This is a genomic window from Acinetobacter sp. 16, from assembly GCF_033439925.1.
Taxonomy (GTDB): Bacteria; Pseudomonadota; Gammaproteobacteria; order Pseudomonadales; family Moraxellaceae; genus Acinetobacter; species Acinetobacter junii.
In genome coordinates this window covers 632,944-655,462 of the sequence record NZ_CP137746.1, presented here as the reverse complement: position 1 = coordinate 655,462, position 22,519 = coordinate 632,944, and the positions used below count along the sequence as shown (strand labels likewise).

The following is a 22,519-nucleotide window of genomic DNA, read 5'->3' as shown; positions in this document are numbered from 1 at the left end:
AGATTAAGACATAGGGATGGTCAGCCTTACTTCAAAGGTGACCCATTCAAATTAAAAAAGTTTTATGTATGGAATACCCACTTCATGAATTGCTTTCAAATTAATACTACCGAACTACTTTTTATAAAGTATCGTTCTATGACCGTTGAACTAATGACAGTAGTTTCTGACTATTATCCCCACCTCAGCAAAGCCGAAGCACTGAGAAAAGCGAATAATCAACAATTCCCTTTCTCAGTATTCAAAATAGATAAAAGTAAACGTGCTCCATTTTTGGTACACATTAAGGATCTTGCTGCTGTCTTGGATAAGCAATATTCAGAGGCATCCAAAGATTTTGCTACGTTTCATCGATGAGGCGTAGCACCTCCTCCAACTGTAATATATTTCTTCTCGCTTTCACTGATACATAACGCTGTAAACTCCCCCAAGAATCGTGCAAACTTACTTTCTGAATTTCAGGAATAGTAAAACTCTGTTCAGCTAATCGAGTACAGCCTTCATGTCTCAAGTCATGAAATCGTAAATCTTCAATCCCCAAAATTTTACAAGCTTCTCTAAACTCTTTACCCAAACTTTTGGGATTCAAAGGCAATAACAAATTTTCATTATGTCCAAGCTTTAGCATCCGTTCTCGAACTTCTGAATGTTTCAGTCTTTTGATCAGCTCCTTACAAGGATCAAGTACATCAAATGACTTATGATTACCTTTAGAACCATTAGGATTCTTTAAATCATGCACTTTCCACGTTGAATGATGTGGGTCATAATCTCGAAGATACAATCGTGTTAATTCAGCTTCACGTCTGCATGAGAAAATTGCAAACCACATAATCAAATGCATTGGGTATTTAGAGCCATAACGATTTAGCTTCCATCGTTCTGCAAAATACTTCGTCAATGCAATCAATTCATCTCTCGAAGGCAGTCGGTCTCTTTTTTGACTGGAGGATATTTGACGTGTTTTTCTTAACTGAGCAGTAGCCTTATCAAAGCTATTTAAATCAATATCCATTTCCCACATAACAGCAGCATGAGAAAGAACACCTCTGATATGTAAAAGCTCATGTTGCAGTGTACTAGTCGCAATAGGTTCAAGATCGAGGTACGGAATTCCACCCTTCCTTAAAGCCACATGCTCGGCCAAATGTACTGATTTTATTTTTGTGATAATATTGCGCGCAATTGGTAGCTTCTTAATTAAGAGCAGAGAATAGCGTTTCGTCCTTCCGTACTCGCTCCCGACTTCATCCAAATATTTATCTATGGCATCTGATAAGGTCAGATCAATCAACTTTTCTTTGCCAAGCAAAATATCAGGATTTTCTTGAATTTCGACTTCTCGTTTCTTAATCCAGTTTTCAGCTAATTTCTTTGAGTGAAATGTTTTACTTTCAGAAAAAGCAGGAAAGCCCTTTCGAGTGATTCGAATCGCAGCACGATAGTTAACTTTGCCATCTGCACCTTTCCTTGCTGTAATTGACCCCATAATTTACACCAAAAGCTATTTTTTCTATTATGGTGTAAAATTTGGTGTAAATGCAAACGGATTCACCCATCTAAACACAGGTTCAAACAGATTCTCGCAGGTTGCAGAATATAGATTAAAGGTATGATTTTTAATGACTATTAACAGAAACATTGAAAACACTCAATCTCCGAGAATCAGTGTTGCCCCGATGATGGATTGGACAACAAAAGATTATCGTTTCTTTGCTCGTTTATTTAATCCAAATGTAGTGCTTTACACTGAGATGGTGACTACAGGTGCAATTATTTATGGCGGTGCAAATCGTCATTTGGATTTTAATCAGCAAGAACACCCAATCGTGTTACAGCTGGGTGGTTCAAATCCACAGGAGCTAGCAACTTGCACTAAAATGGCTGAAGATTGGGGATATAACGAAGTCAATCTAAATGTCGGCTGTCCGAGTGATCGTGTTCAAAATAATAAAATTGGTGCCTGTCTAATGGCAGAACCAAATCTAGTTGCAGAATGCATTCACAGTATGCAAAAAGCCGTCTCAATTCCTGTCACGGTAAAACATCGTATTGGAATTGATGATATGCAGTCTTATGAAGAAATGCTGCACTTCGTCGATACTGTAGCAGCTACAGGATGTACACATTTTATCGTGCATGCACGCATTGCGATCTTGCAAGGTTTGTCACCCAAAGAAAATCGTGAAGTTCCGCCTCTGCGTTACGAGGACGTGTATCGTCTCAAGCTAGAACGCCCGCACCTCACTATTGAAATCAATGGTGGCATCAAAACTTTTGAAGAAACCAAACAACACTTACAACATGTTGATGGTGTAATGATTGGTCGCGAGGCATATCACAACCCTTATTTACTGGCTGAGTTGGGACAACTTTGGAATTTGGATGCACCCGATCGTTTTGACATCATGCAACAAATGATGCCTTATATTCATCAACGTGTTGCTGAAGGTGCTCCACTTTCTATTATCACTCGCCATATTTTAGGATTATTTCAAAATCTTCCTGGTGCGCGTAAGTGGCGCCAATCTCTCAGTGGTGGTAATGCAAAGACCATAACTGATATCGAAAATGCGATTCAAAATATTCAAGCAGCAATGCAAAGGACTGAAGATTATCTTCGAGAGCATCAAGTTTGATTGATGCTCAAAAAACGCCAACTTCATCACATTAAGAAACATCATTTTACAAATATTAAAATTTAAATTTTCGCTTTTATAAACCACTTAAAATTAAGAAAATCTTCATTAAGTTTTTTTCGTAAGTTCATTATCAACAGCTTAAATTGTTATATTATTACATTACATTTTAGTCTTTTTGAGATTTATCGCTTACTATGTGCCGCGTACAGATTCTGGCACACGTTCAGTTGTTTTGAAAATGCGGTAGAGATTTACAATGATTTATGATGTTCCCTCAGTTGACCACAGCATGATGCACCCACCTGCACAACAGTTGGTCATCCCTTATCGAGAAATGCCAAAACCAGCATTAATACACACAATTGATGTCGACAAATTTTCTCAAAAGCTCACCAAACGAGCATCTTATCGAAGTTCATCTCAATGTGCTAAATTCGTTAGAATTGCATTGCAATCCGCAGGAGCTAAAATTGTTCAGCATCCTGTAGCAGCATCGGATTGGGGACGTACTCTTCAACAAATTGGCTATCAAAAAATCAAACCAGAGTTTAACAACCCGCAACCTGGCGATATCTATATTATCCATCGCACTAAAAAACATCGTTATGGACATATTGCAGGCTTTACAGGTTCACAATGGGTCTCAGACTTCAAGCAAACCAGTTATGATGTTTATAAAGACCCTAACGTGACTTATAGCTATTACCGTTTAGCACCGCAATACCCGCAAGTTTAAATTTTAGGGCTTTCCTAAGCCCTCGTCTTATCGAGTTTTTTCAGTACTTCAGCCACAGCAACCATTGCAAAACTCGATGTTACTACAACCGCCGAACCATAACCGCCACAGCGCAGTCCTGAGCCTGGATTAAACAAAGCACCGCTTTGTCCAGGCGCAAGATGAGGGCTCTGCCCGAGTGACGTAGGACAGACATCAGCACTTGAAAACGGATTGTCAATAGAATAGACGCAAGTTATTCCAAATTTTTCTTTTGGCTTTTTGCAAATACCTTTTGAACGAAGTTGAGCACGTAACTTAGCAAGCATTGGATCTTGTTCTGTTTTCGATAAGTCTGCAACGCGTATTTTAAGTGGATCAAGCTTACCACCAGCTCCACCAGACACGATTAACGGAATCTTGTTAAAACGACAATGTAGCATTAACGCCAGCTTGGCTTTGACATCATCAATACAATCTAAAATGATATCAGGAACGGGATCTAGAACTTCTTTGACATTCTCAGGTGTCAAATAGTCATCAATTACATTCACTTTAATACGTGGATTGATCTGTCTGCAACGCTCTGCCATGACTTCAATTTTTTCTTGTCCTAAAGTAGAAGTCATCGCAGGCAATTGACGATTGATATTTGATGCAGCAACGACATCCATATCCACTAAAGTTAGCTCACCAATTCCTGAACGAGCGAGAGCTTCCACTGCCCAACTGCCTACACCACCTATACCAATCACCATGATATGACTAGTTTCATAATGACTAAATGAACTTTCTCCATAAATTTTAGCCACACCAGCGAAACGGCGGTCATATTCATCATTTTGGAGATCAGTCATCGTAAAAATTCTACAGCTAAGAGTTAAGCAGCTATTTTAGCGTGTTTATCCAAATTTAGGCTACATTGATGATACTTGTGCATGCTGTCGACGACTCAAACCAATCAAGACTAAAAGCACAACAAAGGTGAGTGAAAGCGCCAATAAATTTGCATTATTCCATCCCAGACTAGTGAGGATTGGTGCAGGTAAAAAAGCACCTAAAGTGGCGAATAATGCAATCACCGTTTCATTGATTCCTTGAACACGATGCTTTTGTTGTTCTTCCAATCCAGCCAATAATGTCGAAGCACCAGAATAAGCAAAGTTCCATCCCACACCTAAAACAATCAAAGCGATATTAATAAAGATACCTGCTTGTCCCATCATCGGTATAAATGCAGACAACATTAATAAAATAAAACCCGTATAAATAATCGTATGGGTTCCCCAACGTTGAATTAGCTTTGACACAAAGAATGATGGGACAAACATTGCCAAAACATGCAACTGAATTGAAATTGATGCGTAATGAAAAGAGTGATGCTCTTTTAAATGCAAAGACGACATAATCATCATCACATTCATAATATAGTATGCAAGTGCTCCACTAATAATCGCAGCAACAACCAGATGCTTTGACATTTTTACTCGATTCAGCGATTCAACCTTTGGCTGTGGAGTTTGTTGTAATTTGTGTTTTGAATGCCATATATACAAAATCGGCGATAACAACAAAGCCAATCCGCAGAAGATCAAATAAATTGCTGTGAAATCTGGCAATCCCTTCACTTTCTGAAATTGAATGGCTAATACAGGTGCGATTACAGCTGCCACTACACCACCTGAAATCACCAATGCAGTCGCTTTGGGGATTAATTCAGATGACAAACGATCAGATGCTGCGAAACGATAAAAACTCGCTGTAGATAGAAAAAGCCCAAGCGAAAAATGTGTAAGACACAGCAACCAAAAATCTTGTTTTAATAAGGCTTGATATCCCAAAAAACCAGCGGCAAATAAGCAGAGTACACCAAACTGAAATACTACATGGCGCCCCCATCGTTTCATCAGAAATGAAAAAATAAAGGTTGTTAATAGCATCGCCAAAAATTGCAAACCATAATGAACTGTCGCTAAAGCCTGCGTAGGTGCAAGCTTTAAACCGACGATAGCAGAAACCGTAACCGACAATACTGCGGCAATTAGATTGAATGCTTGTGCAATGAGTAGGTAATACACATATTTAGGTAACTGATTCAATCCCATCGTTCCATGAGATTTAACTCAGATACCATACTGCTAAAACATTCAAACTCAAATAAAAAGATGAAAATCTAATTTTCATCTTTTTATTGATTCATAATCCATTTGAAATTAAGCAGCAATTAAATTTCGAAGCACGTAATGCAAAATACCACCTGCTTTGAAATACTCCACTTCATTTAAGGTATCAATACGACATAACACTTTAAATTGGTCTTGGCGACCATCTTCGCGCATCACACTCACATCTAAAGTTTGATGGGGTTGAATATCATCAGATAAACCATGAATAGAAATTACTTCACGTCCTGTTAGATGTAGAGTTTGACGAGTCTGCCCATCAACAAACTGTAACGGCAACACCCCCATACCAACTAAATTCGAACGATGGATACGCTCAAAACTTTCGGCTATCACCGCTTTAATCCCAAGAAGATTAGTTCCTTTTGCAGCCCAATCACGAGATGAACCTGTACCGTACTCTTTACCTGCAATAATCACTAATGGCGTTTTATCCTGCTGATAACGCATCGATGCATCATAAATTGCCAATTTCTCATTGCTTGGGATATAAATCGTATTTCCTCCTTCCTCACCACCGAGCATTTCATTTTTGATACGGATATTGGCAAACGTACCTCGCATCATCACTTCATGATTACCGCGTCGTGAACCATAAGAGTTAAAGTCTTTTGCATCTACGCCCTGCTCTTGCAAATAGCGTCCAGCTGGACTGTCTTTTTTAATATTCCCCGCTGGTGATATGTGATCAGTCGTCACCGAATCGCCAAGTACAGCCAAAATCCGTGCTTGCTCAATATTGGTAATTTTTGGTGGAGCTTGGCTAATCGTTTCGAAGAATGGTGGATGGCGAATATAAGTCGAGTCACTTTGCCATGCATAGGTTTGACTTTGTGGAATTTGAATCGCCTGCCATGTTTCATCTCCATCAAATACCGCCGCATATTCTTTATGGAACATGTCAGTGTTTACTTTTTGCAGCACCTGATCAATTTCTGCCTGACTTGGCCAAATGTCTTTTAAGTAAATATCTTCGCCATTGTTACCTTGCCCAATCGGTTGAGTGGTGAGATCAGTACGGATATTTCCTGCTAAACCATAAGCAACAACCAAAGGTGGTGATGCAAGCCAATTGGTTTTGACTAAAGGATGTACCCGCCCTTCAAAATTTCGATTACCAGAAAGCACAGAAGCGACATTTAAATCCTGACATTGAATGGCCTCCTCAACAGCTTCAGGCAATGGCCCAGAGTTCCCAATACATGTGGTGCAGCCATAACCCACTAGATTATAGCCAAGCTGATCCAAATACGGCGTCAAACCAGCCGCAGCTAAGTAATCTGTGACCACTTTAGAACCAGGAGCAAGTGAGCTTTTTACCCATGGTTTACGCTGTAAGCCTTTCTCTACAGCTTTCTTTGCTAATAAACCTGCGGCAAGCATCACGCTTGGATTGGATGTATTGGTACAAGAAGTAATTGCAGAAATCACGACATCACCATGATTTAACTGAAAGCTTTGACCTTCCAATGTGCAAGTTGGACTGTCATGAGGGAGATTGGCTTGTTTAGCTGCAACCGCAGTTCCACCACCACCTTCATTTTCTAAGTTTTCTTTCGCTTCTTTAGCAGGCTTTAACGTGAGTTCCATCAGCGCATTAAAGGTTTTTGGAACATCTGAAAGTAAAACTCGATCTTGAGGTCGTTTAGGACCCGCCAAACTCGCTTGCACCGTACTCATATCGAGACTCAATGTATCTGTAAAAATCGGTTCATCACCTGCATTTCTCCATAAACCTTGTTCTTTGCTATAAGCTTCAACCAAGTCAATACGATCTTGTTGACGACCTGTCAGTGCCAAATATCCGAGTGTGACCTCGTCTACTGGAAAGAAACCACAAGTTGCACCATATTCAGGTGCCATATTGGCAATCGTCGCTCGGTCAGCTAAAGGTAAATCAGCTAGACCATCTCCATAAAATTCGACAAACTTTCCAACGACGCCCTTTTGACGCAACATTTGAGTAATGGTCAGCACTAAATCTGTAGCAGTGATTCCTTCATTTAGCTTGCCAGTCAATTTAAATCCAATCACTTCTGGAATTAACATTGACACGGGTTGTCCTAACATTGCAGCTTCAGCCTCAATACCACCTACACCCCATCCCAAAACACCTAAGCCATTAATCATCGTGGTATGAGAGTCTGTTCCAACCAAGGTATCAGGAAAGGCAAATATCTCACCGTCATCGTCACCTAACCAAACCGCTTGAGCCAAATACTCCAAATTGACTTGGTGACAGATACCTGTACCTGGTGGGACGACGCTGAAATTGTTAAATGCAGATTGCCCCCAACGGAGGAATTGATAACGCTCACCGTTACGCTGCATCTCGATTTCAACATTTTCCGCAAAGGCATTTTCATCTGCAAAATGATCGACCATCACGGAGTGGTCAATTACCAAATCCACAGGAGATAAAGGATTAATTCGATTTGGATCACCGCCTGCTTGTGCCATTGCAGCTCGCATCGCGGCTAAGTCAACTACAGCAGGTACGCCTGTAAAATCTTGCATCAGTACACGCGCTGGACGATATTGAATTTCTTGCTCTGAAGATTTCGTTTTTTGCCAATCTACTAGAGCTTGTATATGCTCCACTTTTACACTTTTTTGATCTTCAAATCGCAATAAATTCTCCAGTAAAACCTTGAGGGATTTCGGTAATCTATCGATATTACCAAGCGTTTGAGCGGCATTAGACAAACTAAAAATTTGATAAGATTTGGAAGCGACAGTTAAGGTTTTTAATGCATTAAAACTATTGATTTTGCTATATCTGGCCATTAGGTTACCCTCCCAGCATTGGCGAGTTTGATTATTATCAAGTTGTCTATTTAATGTACCCTTGTTTTAAAATGCTTATGTTCCCTTTTAGTTATCTTATTATTGGGAATGCTTTCTTATTCTTCTAAAAATCCAGATGTAGAGCGACCAAAGAGTTTTTCCACAATTGTTGTGCCAGTGTTTCTGTCGATAGTCCAAGCTTTTGTGCCAAACTCTCTAACACATAAGGCAAATTCATAGGTGTGTTTCGAGTACGCTGTTCTGTAGAGGTCTGACAGCATAGCGGTGTCATATCTGGACAATCAGTTTCAATCACCAAATGTTCAGCACCTATCACCTGCACAACTTGATGTAATTTTTTTGCGTTCGGATTAGTAATTTGCCCAGTTATACCAATTTTAAAACCGAGTTTGATCAGCGCTTTAGCTTCCTCAACGCCACCACTAAAAGCATGGGCTATACCACCAAATTTGAATTTTTGTGCTTTTAAAATAGCTAGGCTTTCCGCGTGAGCTTTGCGGATATGCAATAACACTGGTTTTTGATAGTAAGTTGCCAACTCTAGTTGAGCATTAAAATAGTGTTGTTGTTTGGCAAACAATTCAGGTTGTTTATGTTCTTTTAAAAAAGTATCTAAACCAATTTCCCCGACTGCAACACAGTCATATTGTTGTAAGACCTGTTCGAGTCGTTGTAGATGGGATGACTGATGCTGTTCAATATAAAATGGATGTAAGCCTGGTGCTAAATAGGATTGCGGAACATTTTCCCACGCTTTTAATTGTTGGTGAGTTTGAATAAGTTCATCAAACCGAGATTCAATAAAACCAATTAGTACTAAAGCTTCGACCCCAACCTGCTTTGCCTGAATAGCCAGTTGTTGCCGATCATGATCAAAATCGGCAACATCAAAATGGGTATGAGTATCGAAAAGTTGCATTAAGACGTACTTTTGTCAGTTGCGACGACAGTAGAAGCCGCTGGCGTCTCAACTTTTGGCAAATACTCAGGTTTCAATACACCCTGTAATTGATCAAAAGGAATCACCAAACGTGGCAGCCCGACCACATAAGGACCAATTTCATATTCTCCATATTGCAAGATCAAACCTTGCTCACCCAAAAAGTAATTGTCTGTTACTTGGAATGGCCATGCCTGTTCATATTCATCAGCTGTATTGGCAAGTTTTGAATCAATCACCCATGTTTTAAACGCTTCATGTGCAAGCTTATCAAGTTTTGCTTTTTGCTTAGGTAAAAGCAAATCATTGAGCTGAACTTGTTTTTGGTTTTTCAAATCAAAATTATAGTAACGTTGAGCCGTAGAACCATGTGCACCACCCAAGTAACTACTACTGTTCAAAACTACAGTTGCCAATGTGCCTTTGGACTGCAAAATCTTAGGTTTAATCATCAAACTAATTTGATGGCTACTACTTAATGCTTTCAATTCTTCATCGATTTTAATAAAAGCATTTGCATAATGCTGAGCTTGAACATCTAAATGATTGGTTTGCTCACTGCCTTGCGCTGTAGATGAAGCCTGATCTGCATCAACGATTTCTAACATTTTACTGAGTTGATCTAAAATTTCTTGATCAAGTAATTGGTCTATAAATGGAAAATTACTTTGCAGGCGTTCAACCGTAAAATCTGGACATGTGTTGCCGTTACATTCAGGCAAAGTCACCGCTAGTTTTACCGTTTCACCACGTAGAACAGGCTCTGAGGTCTGATTCACAACTGGATCTTGTGGCTTATCTTCTGGCTCTTTAGGTTCTGATTTTGGTTGACATGCTGCAAGTAAAACAGCACATGCAAGAATGCTATATTGAAAAACTTTTTTCATCTAAAACCTACAAGCATTGTTATGACACAAGAGAATTTAAATGCTATCGAACTTATGCCAAATTCGCCATAAGTACATGCAATTTCTATACGAAAATCAGTGCTGAGTATTTAACAACTGCTAAAACATTTGCTGATATATTTCAGGCTGTAACATCTGTTTACTTTGTTCTGTCGTTAAATAAATATCAAGTTGTGGCGCATCTTTACTGATTTGATTCGCTCGGTAATGCAAACCAATCCCCTCGCCATCAAAGAACCAATCTGATTGACCCCAATATAATTTTTTAGGGATTTGTTTTTTAACTTCGTCAGACTGCTTTTCAATCCATTTTTGATAATGAGTTTGAACGATCTCATTCATCGCATTTTGCTGATTTTTTTGAATCACATCGAAGACGGTTAAATTCTTCTGCAACTTACGATCAGCGACAAAAAAGTAATAACGATCTTTGACCGCAATATCTTCTTGTTTAGTATCTACACCAATCTGTAACAGTACATACTGATTACGTTGTGAAGCAATACGCGTATTCATGCGCAATTCATAGGCTTTATTTTTAGAATATTTTTCCTGCCACTCATCTGACTTTTTAACATAGGCATTAATCGCCTGCTGCAATGTCAAACTCTGATTTTGTTCAATTTGTTGCTGGATGACGTTGGCTTGATTTTTTGCAATCCATGTATTTAGCCATTCATCTTGCGTTTTTATCGTTTGAATATCGAGATCAATACAATTCTTCTTTTCACAAAAAGGCAATGCATACTCAGCCATTGCTTCCTTCATATTCAAATAAGGTAAAACTTCTGCTTTTTCTAAATTTGTAGTTTGTTGTTCAGTCTTGTCTGCTGATCCAGCTTCATTCTTTTTGGGTTGATCACATGCCGTTAAAGCCATCACACTAACAATCAAACTAGCGCCAAGAAATGGTTTTAAAATATTCATATCTTTCATCCCTTTATTTTTTTAATTCCTCCCTTTTTAAAGAGAGAAGTATCACAAACTCAAATCTATAAGACTTGTGACAAAGTCCCTCTTATCTAAAGAGGGACTTAAAAAGGCTTTTAGTGTTCACGTGTGTTACGGAACTGGATATCAGGCCAACGCTCTTGCATTAACTGTAAATTAACACGGCTTGGTGCAAGATAAGTTAAATGACCACCACCATCTACTGACAATTGATCATGCGCTTTTTTCTTAAATTCATTGAGAATCTTTTCATCATCACAATGAATCCAACGCACGGTATGAACACTTACAGGCTCATAAATACAGTCAACTTTATATTCTTCTTTCAATCGGTATGCGACCACATCAAACTGTAGCACCCCAACTGCACCAACAATCAGATCATTACTGATTTGTGGCATGAACACCTGAGTCGCCCCTTCTTCAGACAACTCTTTCAAACCTTTCTGCAATTGCTTAGATTTTAAAGGATCACGTAAACGAACACGGCGGAACATTTCTGGTGCAAAGTGCGGAATACCCGTGAAATGAAGTTTTTCACCGCTGGTAAAGGTATCACCGATCTGGATGGTACCGTGGTTATGCAAACCGATAATATCACCAGGCCAAGCTTCTTCAAGATGTTCGCGCTCACCTGCAAGGAAGGTTAATGCATCACTAATACGTACATCTTTACCTATACGCACATGATTCATTTTTAAACCTTTTTCATACTTACCTGAACAAATACGCATAAAGGCAATACGGTCACGGTGTTTCGGATCCATATTGGCTTGGATTTTAAATACAAAGCCTGTAAATCCTTCTTCGTTGGCATCTACAGTTCGCTCTTGAGTTGGATGCGCTTTAGGTTCTGGTGCCCAATTAATAAATGCATCAAGTACATGATCAACAGCAAAGTTACCTAATGCCGTACCAAAAAGTACTGGCGTTTGTTTACCTTGTAAGAATAATTCACGATCCAGCGGCTCATTTGCCATTTGAACCAATTCGAGTGATTCCTCGAAAGAAGCCCATGCCAACTCACCAACTTTCTCACGAATGTCTGCATGATCATAACCATCACGTACCTCAATGTCCGTAATGGTTGAACCGAAACCAGCTTTATAGACATACAATTTGTTTTCAAGCAAATTGTAAACTCCAGCAAAGTCACGTCCCATACCTAAAGGCCATGTAATTGGTACACAACGGATATTGAGGACATTTTCAATTTCATCCAGTAACTCTAACGGCTCGCGGATTTCGCGGTCCATTTTGTTCACAAATGAAATAATCGGTGTATCGCGCATACGACACACTTCCATCAATTTAATGGTTCGTTCTTCGACACCTTTCGCACCATCGATCACCATGAGTGCTGAGTCAACTGCAGTCAAAGTACGATATGTATCTTCCGAGAAGTCTTCGTGTCCTGGTGTATCCAGTAGGTTAATCGTATGGTTTTTATAAGGGAACTGCATCACAGACGTGGTAATCGAGATTCCACGCTCTTTTTCCATTTCCATCCAGTCAGATGTCGCTGAACGGTCTGACTTACGGCTTTTTACCATACCCGCAACCTGAATGGCTTTACCCCATAACAACAGTTTCTCAGTCATGGTGGTCTTACCCGCATCGGGGTGGGAAATGATCGCAAATGTGCGTCGTTGGGCAACTTGTGCCGCTAATTCATCTTTAAAACTCATGAGAAAAATCTTCAATATGTACACAGTTATGTACACATTGCTTAATATGTACCTTAACTGAAAAAGTGAGAATTCAAAATTGGCGCAATTGTAGCAGATTTAGAAGACTTGTTTATTGATTGTTGATAGGTCTTGTTTTATCCACAAGTTCGATTGTTTTTGAGACATAAAAACTTCTCAACAGTATTTCCATTAACGAATCAAGTTCAATATTAATTCCCTTAAACATTGAGTGAGAACAACTCAATTCAAAATGGGCTATTTTAAGATTGATATAAAACTGGTTACTATACGTGCATATTTATGGATAACTGCAATAATTTCTTATCTCTATACGAGTCAAAACATGTCACAACAAGATTATGAAAATGGACTAAAAGTTCGCACTGAAGTTATGGGTGAAAGCTTTGTCAAACGTGCTCAAGACAACACTGTTCCTTTTACTCAACCACTCCAAGATTGGATTAATGAACATGCTTGGGGATCAACTTGGCAACGTGAAGGTGTATTGCCACGTAAATATCGCTCATTGGTCACCATTGCATTTTTAACTGCACTCAAAAGCCCAACTGAGCTAAAAGGTCATATTCGTGGTGCTTTAAACAATGGGGCGAGTATTGAAGAGATACAAGAAGTCTTATTGCATAGCCTTCCATACTGTGGCGCTCCAGCGACGCAAGAGGCATTTCGTGCTGCGCTCGAAGTGATCAATGAATATCAATCTAACACTTAAGATTCATATCATTTAATCTCGCTCTAAAAAGAATGCCGAACAACCTAGATTCGGCATTTTTATATCCTAAATCCCACTAAATTACGTCCAATATCAATCAAATACGCCTCCAATTTCATTAATAAACTTTTTGCCATCATCTTTAGGGTCTGAACTTATTAACATGTTCGAAATGATGCCGAATATTTTAGATGAAATGGAGTACAACATTGAGCAAGAAAATAGAACCCCATCATGATGGTATACAATTTCCAATTCAATCAGGAAAAAAAACTCCGAGCACCACTCACACAGCAAAACAAATTCTAAAAGCCGCACTACAAAGTGTAAATTCCCCTTATGTTTTACAACTAAATAATGAGAAGAACTGGAGAAAAAATTATCCAATTTATTTCCATGAATTAGTTAAAACGGGTATTGAATCTGTCAATAATCCCCTTCCCATCGCTCAGAAAGGATTAGACAAAGCCAAAGAGTTACTCACTTTCAATCGAGCAGAACAAAGTCATACTTTGTCTGATGCAATGATCAAGATTAAGGATCAACCCTTTGAGCAGTTTGTCTTGAAAGGTAAAGGCGATGCGACGATAGAACCGTGGTTTATCCCTTATCAAGGTCAGAAATTACAAGGTGACGCTTTACTACAACAAATCGATCTTTGGGAGCAGCAAAAGGTCATTGAGCCAACGCATGCCAAAGCTCTACGCTTACTCAATCAACATCCTGAATGGTTTGATTTATCTAATCGCACCATGGTGTTGTTTGGCGCAGGCTCTGAAGCTGGACCATTAAGTTGGTTAGCAAAATGGCGCGCCAATATTGTTGCTATTGATTTACCCCAACCCAAAATTTGGGAAAAAATTACTAAGGTCATAGAACAAGGTAATGCAACGCTTATCGCTCCACAACACACGAACGCAAATGGAACACAACAACTCGGGGCGAATTTACTCACTCAAACTCCAGAAATTGCCAATTGGTTAAATAGCTTTGAACAAAGCTTAGATTTAGCAGGGATCGCCTATTTAGATGGCGAAAAACATGTGCGTGTTTCTATGGCAATGATTAGTATCATGGAGCAAGTGAGCCAACATAAACCTGATAGCAGTATTATGTTTATGCTGACCCCAACCGATATTTATGCGATTCCAAAAAAAGTGGTGAATTCCATTCAATCTCGTATAAAACAGCGTCCTGTAGCCGAAAAAATTCTGACTAAGTCTATTCACAAAATTTCGTTGTCTAGCTTTTTTAAGCCGAATTTTAATCAGTTGATTGAATGTGATAATGGTCAGCAATATGGTATTTCAGATTGTATGGTGATTGAACAAGGACCTAACTATGCCTTGGCAAAAAGATTACAGCAATGGTTTGCGATTACTACACGCGCTCGTGGTCAGAAAACGGTAATTAATATTGCTCCATCCACTACAACTCACTCTGTCGTAAAGAATCCAATCCTCAAAGCTGCTTTTTCTGGTGCTGATCTATTTAAAGTTGAGACTTTTAGCCCTGAAACCACCAATGCAATTATGGCCGCCTTATGGGTTCATGATTTAAACAATCCAGAAAGTGCAACCAATCCTAAAAAAGTACTGGATCATCCACTTGATCTCATCATGGAAAATGCTAATCACGGTGGTTTATGGCACGTTCCATATCTTGCTAGAACAGCATTACCATTTGCAGCAGCTTATGGTTGGATGAGAGAAAAGTTTTAACTCATAAACGAATGCATTAAATTTAAAAAAAACGAACCGCTCAATTGAAATGAGCAGTTCGTTTTAAAAATTCATCACATCACAAACATCGAGTAAAGTTTATTTTACAAACTTCTTTGGTTCACACGTTTAGACAACTCTTCAGCAGATTCTTTGCGTTCAGAATAACGATCTGTCAAATACTTGCTTTGTCCTCGTGTAAGAAGTGTAAATTTATAAAGCTCTTCCATCACATCAACAATTCGATCGTAATATGCAGAAGGTTTCATACGCCCATCTTCTTCAAACTCTAAAAATGCTTTTGGAATAGAAGATTGGTTCGGTATGGTAATCATCCGCATCCAACGACCAAGTATGCGCATTTGATTTACACTGTTAAATGACTGTGATCCACCACTGACCTGCATCAGAGCAAGTGTTTTACCTTGCGTTGCACGAATCGCACCGCCCGCGAGAGGAATCCAATCAATTTGTGACTTAAAGATTGAACTCATCGAACCGTGACGTTCAGGTGAACACCAAACCATACCTTCAGCCCAAGCCAATAATTCATGTAGCTCTTTCACTTTCGGATGTTCAGTATCTGCATCTTCTGGCAGAGGCAATCCTTTAGGATGAAAAATTTTAACCTCAGCACCAAATTGCTCTAAGATTCTCCCTGCTTCCATCACAGCTAAGCGACTGTAAGAACGTTCACGATTAGAACCATACAACAATAAAACTCTTGGAGCATGGTCTAACGCTTTTGCCTGTACTTTCTCTAAAGTAGGCTGATCAAGCAGACTCATATCAATATTTGGAAGACTCATCACCATTACACCGATTTAAAATACTTTTTTCTTAACCACAAGGACACACTAACTAAAGCAATCAATACAGGAACTTCAACCAAAGGGCCGATCACTGTAGTGAATGCCACTGGCGAAGCTAATCCAAATGTTGCAATAGCGACAGCTAACGCCAATTCAAAATTGTTGCCTGCTGCAGTAAACGAAATTGCAGTGGTTTTAGGATAGTCATTGCCCATCCATTTGCTCATAAAGAAACTAATGAAGAACATCACCACAAAGTAAATCGTCAGAGGAATTGCAATACGGATTACATCCAAAGGTAAGCTGACAACATCACTACCTTTCAAACTAAACATCGCGACAATTGTGAAAAGTAAAGCAAGCAGACTCAAAGGACTAATTTTTGGTAAAAAAACAGTTTGATACCAATCTAAGCCTTTAGCTCGGACGAGAATCAATCGTGTCATAAAACCAAGAAAAAATGGAATCCCAAGATAAACCAATACCGCATGCGTAATGGTCCAGAAGTCGACATTAATGACTTGTCCTGCAATGCCAAAATACGGTGGCAAGAAAGTTAGAAATAACCACGCATAAGTACTGAAGAATAGAATTTGGAAGATACTATTAAATGCAACAAGTGCTGCTACATATTGGTTATCACCACAGGCTAAACCATTCCAAACTAAAACCATTGCAATGCAACGTGCTAAACCGATCAAAATCAGTCCAGTCATGTATTCAGGATAATTATGTAAAAACACAATTGCGAGTACAAACATTAATACTGGAGCAATCAACCAGTTTTGCACCAAAGATAAAGTTAAAGTTTTTTTATCTTTGAACACTTCTGGTAAAGCAGCATAATCCACTTTTGCCAAAGGTGGATACATCATCAAAATCAAACCAATCGCGATAGGAATATTGACCGAGTCGACACTCATTTTATCGAGCGTTACTGAAGCCTGAGGGATAAATACACCGATGGCTATTCCTAGTGCCATGGCAATAAAAATCCAAAGCGTAAGATTACGATCTAGAAAAGATAACCTTTGTTGAGCCATGATGTTCTCATTCAATCTCAGAAATTTTATTGATCGCAGCAATTAACTCTGGACGAGTCATACTTTCAGTATCCATTGCAAATAAAGCATCTAAACGGCGATTGATATGATCAACAGTCACTTGGAATGCTTTTAATTTTTCTTCTTTCGGCAAGTCTAAATGCGATGGATCTGCTAAACCCCAATGTGCTTTGATCGCTCCGCCTAAATAAAGAGGACAAGCTTCTTGTGCTGCAGAATCACATACGGTAATTACCACATCAGGTTGATATTGTTCACAGTCATCAATCGTTTTGCTCCACAAACCCTCAGTTGATAGATTTAAGTTTTCTAAAGTCTCGATCGTCAAAGGATGAACTTGGCCAGATGGCTTACTTCCTGCACTATATGCTTTCCAACCTGCTGGTGCACGATGATTAAATAACACCTCTGACAAAATGCTACGGCAACTATTTCCAGTACATAAAAATAGAAATTTCATATTCAAATTACTCACAATAACTTTTTAGAGATAAAGACGATAAATCCTGACTAGTTGATGATGAACCGTTGACTAAAAGAGCCAAAATATCATGGCACCATATCGGCAGTTCTGGATTGATGCTGTAATACACCCACTGACTTTGTCTTCGATCTTGTAGTAAGCCAGATGACCTTAATAAGGCTAAATGTCTCGAAATTTTTGGTTGGCTCAAGTTTAATTTTTCAGTCAAATCACAAACACATAGTTCTTTATTTTCCGCCACCAAAGTGACAATACTGAGACGTGTTTCATCAGACAAACACTTAAAGAAATTCACTCGATCCATTTCCAACCTCAAATACTGAATTATTATTTAATTAACACGCTGACCATTTTCATCAATCACCTGTTCACCATCCTCTTTGGAAAAAGCACCTTGTTGTGCAACTGGTAAAATATCCAGTACCAACTCCGATGGTCTGCATAAACGAGTACCCTGACTCGTCACAACAAAAGGACGATTAATTAAAATAGGATGTTCAAGCATGAATTCGATTAATTCATGATCTGTCCAAGTTTCACGATCCAAATCAAGTTCACGATAAGGATCAACATTCGTACGGATCGCAGCCCTTACAGACAAACCAGCATCACTAATCAATTGAATAAGTTCAGATTTTGAAGGAGGATTCAGTAAATATTCAATCACGATAGGTTCAATACCTGTATTGCGAATTAATCCGAGTGTATTTCGAGATGTCCCACATGCAGGATTGTGATAAATCGTAATTTGTTGTTGAGTAGACATAATGAGTAAAAACATTTTGAATTAATGATAGTGACTTTATATATGAATATTCATATATACGCAATACCATATATTAAGATTGATAAGCTCACTTACGTATACGCCCCAACTGCCTAAATAAGTATTTTGAGCAATTTACGACCATGCAATATTCGAAATTGATCATTTTCAAAAATAAGTTAAGCAGATGAGTCAGTGAGCAAATGCTTTTTTTCTTCTAATATGCCGCTACACAGTTGCAACCGTAGAGTTCTTGCACGATGACTCAATTGCCTAAAGTTAAAGATACCTTTGTTAACTCTAAAACAGCCCAATCCATCTTAAAAACGCGTGCGGGTAAACAAGCTGCACAAGTTTTTTCAAATGCGGCGGATCGTTTCTTGAGAGGACATCAACTGGCATTGTCAGGAAAGACACCTTTTGAAGTCGTTTATGAACGTGAAATTATTAGTTTACGGTTTTACAAGGCAGATGTAGAAACAGGTGAAAATAAACACCGTGTCCCTCTCGTCATTATTCCCCCATTAGCAGCCAATACCTTAGTGTTCGATTTGTTTCCTGATCGTAGTCTAATTCGTTATCTTCAAAGCCAAGGTTTTGATGTGTATATGATTGACTGGGGCACACCAAGCCGTAGACAAGCCAAATACAATTTCGGCACCTATATCAAAATCTTTATGCCCGACTTTATCAACAAAATTCGTGAACATAGCGGACAACAACAACTATCATTATATGGCTGGAGCCTAGGTGGAGCGATCTCTCTTTGCTACACGTCATTATTTAAAGATAAAAATATTAAGAATTTAATGATTTTGGCATCACCGATTAATACCCATCAATCAGGTTATATTGGTAAGCTCTATCAAAAGTTAAACACACCAGCGCAATGGGTGCGAACGAATACCAATTTCCGAATCCGTCAAATTCCTAGCCGCTATTTTCATATTCACGGTTGGCAAAATACGCTCGGATTTAAGCTCACAGATCCCGTGGGTAATTTTAAAAATTATTGGCAATTACTGAAAAATTTGAATGATCGACAGTTTGTCATTAATCACGCAACTTCAAGTTCGTTTGTTGACAATATGCTCGCCTATCCTGGGGGTGTAATGCGCGATATCATTTTGCGCTTTTGGATCGATAACGAACTTTCGACTGGTGTGGTTCAATTTGGTGAGCAAACCGCTTATTTTAAAGATATCGATTGTTCAGTTTTAGCGATTGGCGGTGATACTGATATTATCGTCACAGCTGAAGCGGTCAAACCATTAATGGATTTAATCAGCAGTCAAGATAAGCAATTCGAGATTGTTTCAGTAGGACATATGGGGTTGGTTTCAGGAAGCCAAGCACCTCTACATGTTTGGCCTGTCATTACCAACTGGCTCATTCCACGCTCTGAATAAAGCAAATAAGATTGTCAAATATTGAGTCTATGCTCAATGTTTGTCAACTCATCAAATCTGCTTAACGCAGTCGTTTAAGCAAAGTTATGAGTTCGGTTTAATACTAGATTCTCAACATTCACAGGACGACCTAACAGATATCCCTGCAATTGATTGCATCCAAGATGTGTCAAAATATCCGCTTGCTCCTGCGTTTCAACCCCTTCTGCAGTCACTACCAATTCCAGTTTCGCAGCCAAGTGAATAATACTTTCTAAGATTGCTTCTTCTTTCGAATTAGGCTGTAAATCAATTAAAAAACCGCGGTCAATTTTAAGCTCATCGATTGGTAAATCTTTTAAATAAAGAAAACTCGAATAACCTGTACCAAAATCATCAATTGCAATTCGAATCCCTAACTTTCTCAATCGCTCTAAGGTACGAATACTCGATTCGATATGATGTATCGCAGTTGATTCTGTGATTTCTAAAATGAGATGTTCAGGTTGAATTTGATATTTATCTAAGAGCTTTTCTAATACACAAAACAGTTTTTTATTTTCAAATTGCAAAGCCGAAAGATTGACTGCGATCGGATAAAAAGGACTATTACTCTGTTCCCATTTTTGGATCTGTTGGCAAGCTTGCTCAAGTGCCCAATATCCCATTGGAATGATCAAACCTGTCTTCTCAGCTCCCTCTATAAACATTTGCGGAGTTAACAATCCCAAAGTTGGATGCTTCCAACGAATCAGAGCCTCTACTCCACAAATTTCATAATTGACCGTAAATTTCGGTTGATAAAATAAGATAAACTGTTGTTCATCAACAGCTTTATAAAGATCATTAATTAATTTGGATTGACTACGCACATCTTGTTGATCACTTGCAGAATGGAAAATAGTAAAGGTATTACGTCCTTGATCTTTAGATGCCAACATCGCAACATCTGCATTGATCAAAAGATCTTGAACATTCGTACCGTGCTCAGGATAAATCGCAATGCCCAAACTGGCTGAAATATTTATCTCTTTATTTGCAATTGAATAACTTTCTTGAATGGCATGTAGAACTTTCTCTGCTAACTCTATCGCCTCATTTGCATCAGTATGCTCTGAGATTAAAACAAACTCATCACCACCAATTCTAAACAGCTTTTGATTTTGGCCGAGTTTCTGATGTAATCGATTAGCCATTTGGATTAATAACTGATCACCAATATGGTGTCCAAAAGCATCATTAACAGACTTAAAGCGATCTAAATCAATATATAAAAATGCAGCTTTTTGTTCTTTTAAACGATGATGACTAAAAATTACTTCAGCATAATCTGTTAAAGATAAGCGATTTGGCAGTTTAGTTAAGGAATCATGTGAAGATTGGTTGGCTAACTCGCGATTGATTTTTGTTAATTGTTGGTTGCGCTCCTCTAGTCTCGCTTCTAAAACTGCAACGGCGAAACCAGCAACAAAGACTAAACTCGTAATAAAAATAATCGTAAATAACAGCACACTTTGGTCAGTTTGAGCAGCACTTAAGATCATCGCTACCCGTTCATCAAATAAGGTAGCAGCCATTCCAGTATAATGCATTCCCACAATACTAAATGCCATCAATAAAGCGATAGTCAGTTTCAAAACTGTACGATGGGTAGTCGCTGTCTTATATTTAAAAATAAACCAAAAACTTAATGCAGAACCCAAAATTGCAATCAAGATCGAACTAATGACCAAAAGTGGATCATAGTGTAGTTGATGATCGGTAAATGAGAGTGCAAGCATTCCCGTGTAGTGCATTCCTGAAATGCCTAAGCCCATAAACACAGCACCTAAAACCAATCGCGGTAAAGGTAATGTAGGTCGAGTTGTTAACCACACAGCAAATATAGAAGCCACTGCACCAACTAAATAAGACAATGCAGTCAAACTAAGATCAAAGTGATAACCTTCTGGCAAATGGCTAGCCAGCATTCCCACAAAATGCATTGCCCATATCGCTAATCCTAAGATTAGACCACTTGCAATCAAAATACTTTTTTCAAATTTTTTATAAGCAGGTTTGAAAACAAGTTCTTCCATCGAAACTGCTGCGTAGCAAGTTGCTATAGCAACCAGAATGGAAACGATGACCAATGTACTATCGTAATCAACGTGTACCATAAAGGACTTCCATGCTTATTCAGTACTTTTTTTTATTTTCTGAGCAAATTGCTCAAAATCCGAACGATCCTTCACACTCAAAAAAGATATAAATTTCGCATTCATAATCTTTCCTTAACAATAACATCATCTGGCATAAGTTCAAGTCTTTTTCGCTTTTAAAATCAATAGAATAAAAACACATATTCATTTCAAACCAATGAAAATTCTTGCTTTTTTACTGCAATTTTCAAACCATATTTCAGATTAAATTTGAACTAAATATTTTGATGTTAATTTTTTGATTATAAGATACTAAAAGCTGAACCGTCGTTCATTCAATTTAAAAAACAATCAACAATTATAAAAGACTCACTCACCTTTAATAAATGCTTTAAACATATATATAGTATGCCTTTTTATCATGCTGTTTGTTATAACTCTGTTATTAAAAAAGACTAAGAATATGAATTTTTTTATATTGAAAGCAAATAAGTGACTACACTCCTTATCAGGTAATTTATTTTTTATACTCCCAGTAACATCTTAAAAACTCTGCTTACTTCTATACGAGCCAC

General features: G+C 38.4%; 20 protein-coding genes. 6 read left to right on the top strand and 14 right to left on the bottom strand.

Going from position 1 to position 22,519, the window contains the following annotated elements:
- The first annotated feature begins 84 nt into the window (after nucleotides 1-84).
- Nucleotides 85-357: a pyocin activator PrtN family protein gene (locus R2H34_RS03115; protein WP_004644614.1), complete on the top strand. Its 273-nt coding sequence runs from the start codon at nucleotides 85-87 to the stop codon at nucleotides 355-357.
- On the opposite strand, the gene xerC is transcribed toward R2H34_RS03115, so the two are convergent.
- Entirely contained in the window at nucleotides 341-1,489 is a 1,149-nt protein-coding gene (gene xerC / locus R2H34_RS03110; protein WP_043973256.1) for a tyrosine recombinase XerC, read from the bottom strand. The two genes, R2H34_RS03115 and xerC, sit on opposite strands and share 17 nt — an antisense overlap.
- Before the next feature lie 133 nt (nucleotides 1,490-1,622).
- On the opposite strand from xerC, the gene dusA reads away from it, so the two are divergent.
- Nucleotides 1,623-2,639: a tRNA dihydrouridine(20/20a) synthase DusA gene (dusA, locus tag R2H34_RS03105; RefSeq protein ID WP_412176807.1), complete on the top strand. Its 1,017-nt coding sequence runs from the start codon at nucleotides 1,623-1,625 to the stop codon at nucleotides 2,637-2,639.
- A gap of 259 nt (nucleotides 2,640-2,898) precedes the next feature.
- Nucleotides 2,899-3,378 (top strand): CHAP domain-containing protein, encoded by a 480-nt coding sequence (locus tag R2H34_RS03100; RefSeq protein WP_004960871.1) that lies wholly within the window; start codon nucleotides 2,899-2,901, stop codon nucleotides 3,376-3,378.
- Nucleotides 3,379-3,392: 14 nt separating this feature from the next.
- On the opposite strand, the gene R2H34_RS03095 is transcribed toward R2H34_RS03100, so the two are convergent.
- The 7 genes from R2H34_RS03095 to R2H34_RS03065 form a co-directional block, all read right to left on the bottom strand.
- Entirely contained in the window at nucleotides 3,393-4,214 is an 822-nt protein-coding gene (locus R2H34_RS03095; protein ID WP_004960873.1) for a ThiF family adenylyltransferase, read from the bottom strand.
- 60 nt (nucleotides 4,215-4,274) lie between these two features.
- Nucleotides 4,275-5,462 (bottom strand): MFS transporter, encoded by a 1,188-nt coding sequence (locus R2H34_RS03090; protein ID WP_042892159.1) that lies wholly within the window; start codon nucleotides 5,460-5,462, stop codon nucleotides 4,275-4,277.
- 108 nt (nucleotides 5,463-5,570) lie between these two features.
- Nucleotides 5,571-8,327 carry an aconitate hydratase AcnA gene (gene acnA, locus R2H34_RS03085; protein WP_042892160.1) on the bottom strand — a complete coding sequence of 919 codons (2,757 nt, stop codon included), beginning with the start codon at nucleotides 8,325-8,327 and terminating at the stop codon, nucleotides 5,571-5,573.
- Nucleotides 8,328-8,451: 124 nt separating this feature from the next.
- Entirely contained in the window at nucleotides 8,452-9,267 is an 816-nt protein-coding gene (locus R2H34_RS03080) for a TatD family hydrolase (protein WP_039047727.1), read from the bottom strand.
- On the bottom strand, nucleotides 9,267-10,175 hold the full coding sequence (locus R2H34_RS03075) for an RsiV family protein (RefSeq protein ID WP_039047726.1): 909 nt from the start codon (nucleotides 10,173-10,175) through the stop codon (nucleotides 9,267-9,269). The genes R2H34_RS03080 and R2H34_RS03075 overlap by 1 nt, the downstream gene beginning before the upstream one ends.
- Before the next feature lie 120 nt (nucleotides 10,176-10,295).
- On the bottom strand, nucleotides 10,296-11,123 hold the full coding sequence (locus R2H34_RS03070) for a hypothetical protein (RefSeq protein WP_318342413.1): 828 nt from the start codon (nucleotides 11,121-11,123) through the stop codon (nucleotides 10,296-10,298).
- Between the two features lie 119 nt (nucleotides 11,124-11,242).
- Entirely contained in the window at nucleotides 11,243-12,835 is a 1,593-nt protein-coding gene (locus tag R2H34_RS03065) for a peptide chain release factor 3 (RefSeq protein ID WP_004906585.1), read from the bottom strand.
- A 346-nt stretch (nucleotides 12,836-13,181) separates the two neighbouring features.
- Here R2H34_RS03065 and R2H34_RS03060 point away from each other — a divergent pair, with 346 nt between their 5' ends.
- Together R2H34_RS03060 and R2H34_RS03055 are read left to right on the top strand one after the other, a co-directional pair.
- Nucleotides 13,182-13,568 carry a carboxymuconolactone decarboxylase family protein gene (locus tag R2H34_RS03060; RefSeq protein WP_125272183.1) on the top strand — a complete coding sequence of 129 codons (387 nt, stop codon included), beginning with the start codon at nucleotides 13,182-13,184 and terminating at the stop codon, nucleotides 13,566-13,568.
- Nucleotides 13,569-13,759: 191 nt separating this feature from the next.
- The gene (locus tag R2H34_RS03055) at nucleotides 13,760-15,289 is read left to right on the top strand and encodes a hypothetical protein (protein WP_412176806.1); all 1,530 of its coding nucleotides are present in this window, start codon (nucleotides 13,760-13,762) and stop codon (nucleotides 15,287-15,289) included.
- A gap of 104 nt (nucleotides 15,290-15,393) precedes the next feature.
- Here the strand turns inward: R2H34_RS03055 and arsH are convergent, their stop codons facing one another.
- The 5 genes from arsH to arsC are packed head-to-tail and all read right to left on the bottom strand — an operon-like array spanning nucleotide 15,394 to nucleotide 18,415.
- The gene (arsH, locus tag R2H34_RS03050; RefSeq protein WP_005403676.1) at nucleotides 15,394-16,098 is read right to left on the bottom strand and encodes an arsenical resistance protein ArsH; all 705 of its coding nucleotides are present in this window, start codon (nucleotides 16,096-16,098) and stop codon (nucleotides 15,394-15,396) included.
- A 5-nt stretch (nucleotides 16,099-16,103) separates the two neighbouring features.
- Nucleotides 16,104-17,144: an ACR3 family arsenite efflux transporter gene (arsB, locus tag R2H34_RS03045; protein ID WP_004906576.1), complete on the bottom strand. Its 1,041-nt coding sequence runs from the start codon at nucleotides 17,142-17,144 to the stop codon at nucleotides 16,104-16,106.
- Nucleotides 17,145-17,151: 7 nt separating this feature from the next.
- Complete coding sequence (locus R2H34_RS03040; protein WP_004955597.1) at nucleotides 17,152-17,625, bottom strand: arsenate reductase ArsC; 474 nt, start codon at nucleotides 17,623-17,625, stop codon at nucleotides 17,152-17,154.
- Between the two features lie 7 nt (nucleotides 17,626-17,632).
- Nucleotides 17,633-17,953 (bottom strand): metalloregulator ArsR/SmtB family transcription factor, encoded by a 321-nt coding sequence (locus R2H34_RS03035; RefSeq protein ID WP_004955595.1) that lies wholly within the window; start codon nucleotides 17,951-17,953, stop codon nucleotides 17,633-17,635.
- Between the two features lie 27 nt (nucleotides 17,954-17,980).
- Nucleotides 17,981-18,415: an arsenate reductase (glutaredoxin) gene (gene arsC / locus R2H34_RS03030; RefSeq protein WP_020899787.1), complete on the bottom strand. Its 435-nt coding sequence runs from the start codon at nucleotides 18,413-18,415 to the stop codon at nucleotides 17,981-17,983.
- A gap of 260 nt (nucleotides 18,416-18,675) precedes the next feature.
- On the opposite strand from arsC, the gene R2H34_RS03025 reads away from it, so the two are divergent.
- The gene (locus tag R2H34_RS03025; RefSeq protein ID WP_004960904.1) at nucleotides 18,676-19,824 is read left to right on the top strand and encodes an alpha/beta fold hydrolase; all 1,149 of its coding nucleotides are present in this window, start codon (nucleotides 18,676-18,678) and stop codon (nucleotides 19,822-19,824) included.
- Nucleotides 19,825-19,898: 74 nt separating this feature from the next.
- On the opposite strand, the gene R2H34_RS03020 is transcribed toward R2H34_RS03025, so the two are convergent.
- Nucleotides 19,899-21,962, bottom strand: coding sequence for a putative bifunctional diguanylate cyclase/phosphodiesterase (locus tag R2H34_RS03020; RefSeq protein WP_004960906.1), 2,064 nt, complete (start codon nucleotides 21,960-21,962; stop codon nucleotides 19,899-19,901).
- Between the last annotated feature and the right edge of the window lie 557 nt (nucleotides 21,963-22,519).

Coding starts and splice junctions, on each gene's coding strand:
- R2H34_RS03035 (WP_004955595.1), bottom strand. CDS start 17,953: ATGGATCGAGTGAATTTCTTTAAGTGTTTGTCTGATGAAACACGTCTC.
- dusA (WP_412176807.1), top strand. CDS start 1,623: ATGACTATTAACAGAAACATTGAAAACACTCAATCTCCGAGAATCAGT.
- R2H34_RS03025 (WP_004960904.1), top strand. CDS start 18,676: ATGACTCAATTGCCTAAAGTTAAAGATACCTTTGTTAACTCTAAAACA.
- R2H34_RS03040 (WP_004955597.1), bottom strand. CDS start 17,625: ATGAAATTTCTATTTTTATGTACTGGAAATAGTTGCCGTAGCATTTTG.
- arsH (WP_005403676.1), bottom strand. CDS start 16,098: ATGAGTCTTCCAAATATTGATATGAGTCTGCTTGATCAGCCTACTTTA.
- R2H34_RS03055 (WP_412176806.1), top strand. CDS start 13,760: ATGAAATGGAGTACAACATTGAGCAAGAAAATAGAACCCCATCATGAT.
- acnA (WP_042892160.1), bottom strand. CDS start 8,327: ATGGCCAGATATAGCAAAATCAATAGTTTTAATGCATTAAAAACCTTA.
- R2H34_RS03060 (WP_125272183.1), top strand. CDS start 13,182: ATGTCACAACAAGATTATGAAAATGGACTAAAAGTTCGCACTGAAGTT.
- R2H34_RS03080 (WP_039047727.1), bottom strand. CDS start 9,267: ATGCAACTTTTCGATACTCATACCCATTTTGATGTTGCCGATTTTGAT.
- xerC (WP_043973256.1), bottom strand. CDS start 1,489: ATGGGGTCAATTACAGCAAGGAAAGGTGCAGATGGCAAAGTTAACTAT.
- R2H34_RS03100 (WP_004960871.1), top strand. CDS start 2,899: ATGATTTATGATGTTCCCTCAGTTGACCACAGCATGATGCACCCACCT.
- R2H34_RS03095 (WP_004960873.1), bottom strand. CDS start 4,214: ATGACTGATCTCCAAAATGATGAATATGACCGCCGTTTCGCTGGTGTG.
- R2H34_RS03065 (WP_004906585.1), bottom strand. CDS start 12,835: ATGAGTTTTAAAGATGAATTAGCGGCACAAGTTGCCCAACGACGCACA.
- R2H34_RS03115 (WP_004644614.1), top strand. CDS start 85: ATGAATTGCTTTCAAATTAATACTACCGAACTACTTTTTATAAAGTAT.
- arsB (WP_004906576.1), bottom strand. CDS start 17,144: ATGGCTCAACAAAGGTTATCTTTTCTAGATCGTAATCTTACGCTTTGG.
- R2H34_RS03070 (WP_318342413.1), bottom strand. CDS start 11,123: ATGAATATTTTAAAACCATTTCTTGGCGCTAGTTTGATTGTTAGTGTG.
- R2H34_RS03090 (WP_042892159.1), bottom strand. CDS start 5,462: ATGGGATTGAATCAGTTACCTAAATATGTGTATTACCTACTCATTGCA.
- R2H34_RS03075 (WP_039047726.1), bottom strand. CDS start 10,175: ATGAAAAAAGTTTTTCAATATAGCATTCTTGCATGTGCTGTTTTACTT.
- arsC (WP_020899787.1), bottom strand. CDS start 18,415: ATGTCTACTCAACAACAAATTACGATTTATCACAATCCTGCATGTGGG.
- R2H34_RS03020 (WP_004960906.1), bottom strand. CDS start 21,962: ATGGTACACGTTGATTACGATAGTACATTGGTCATCGTTTCCATTCTG.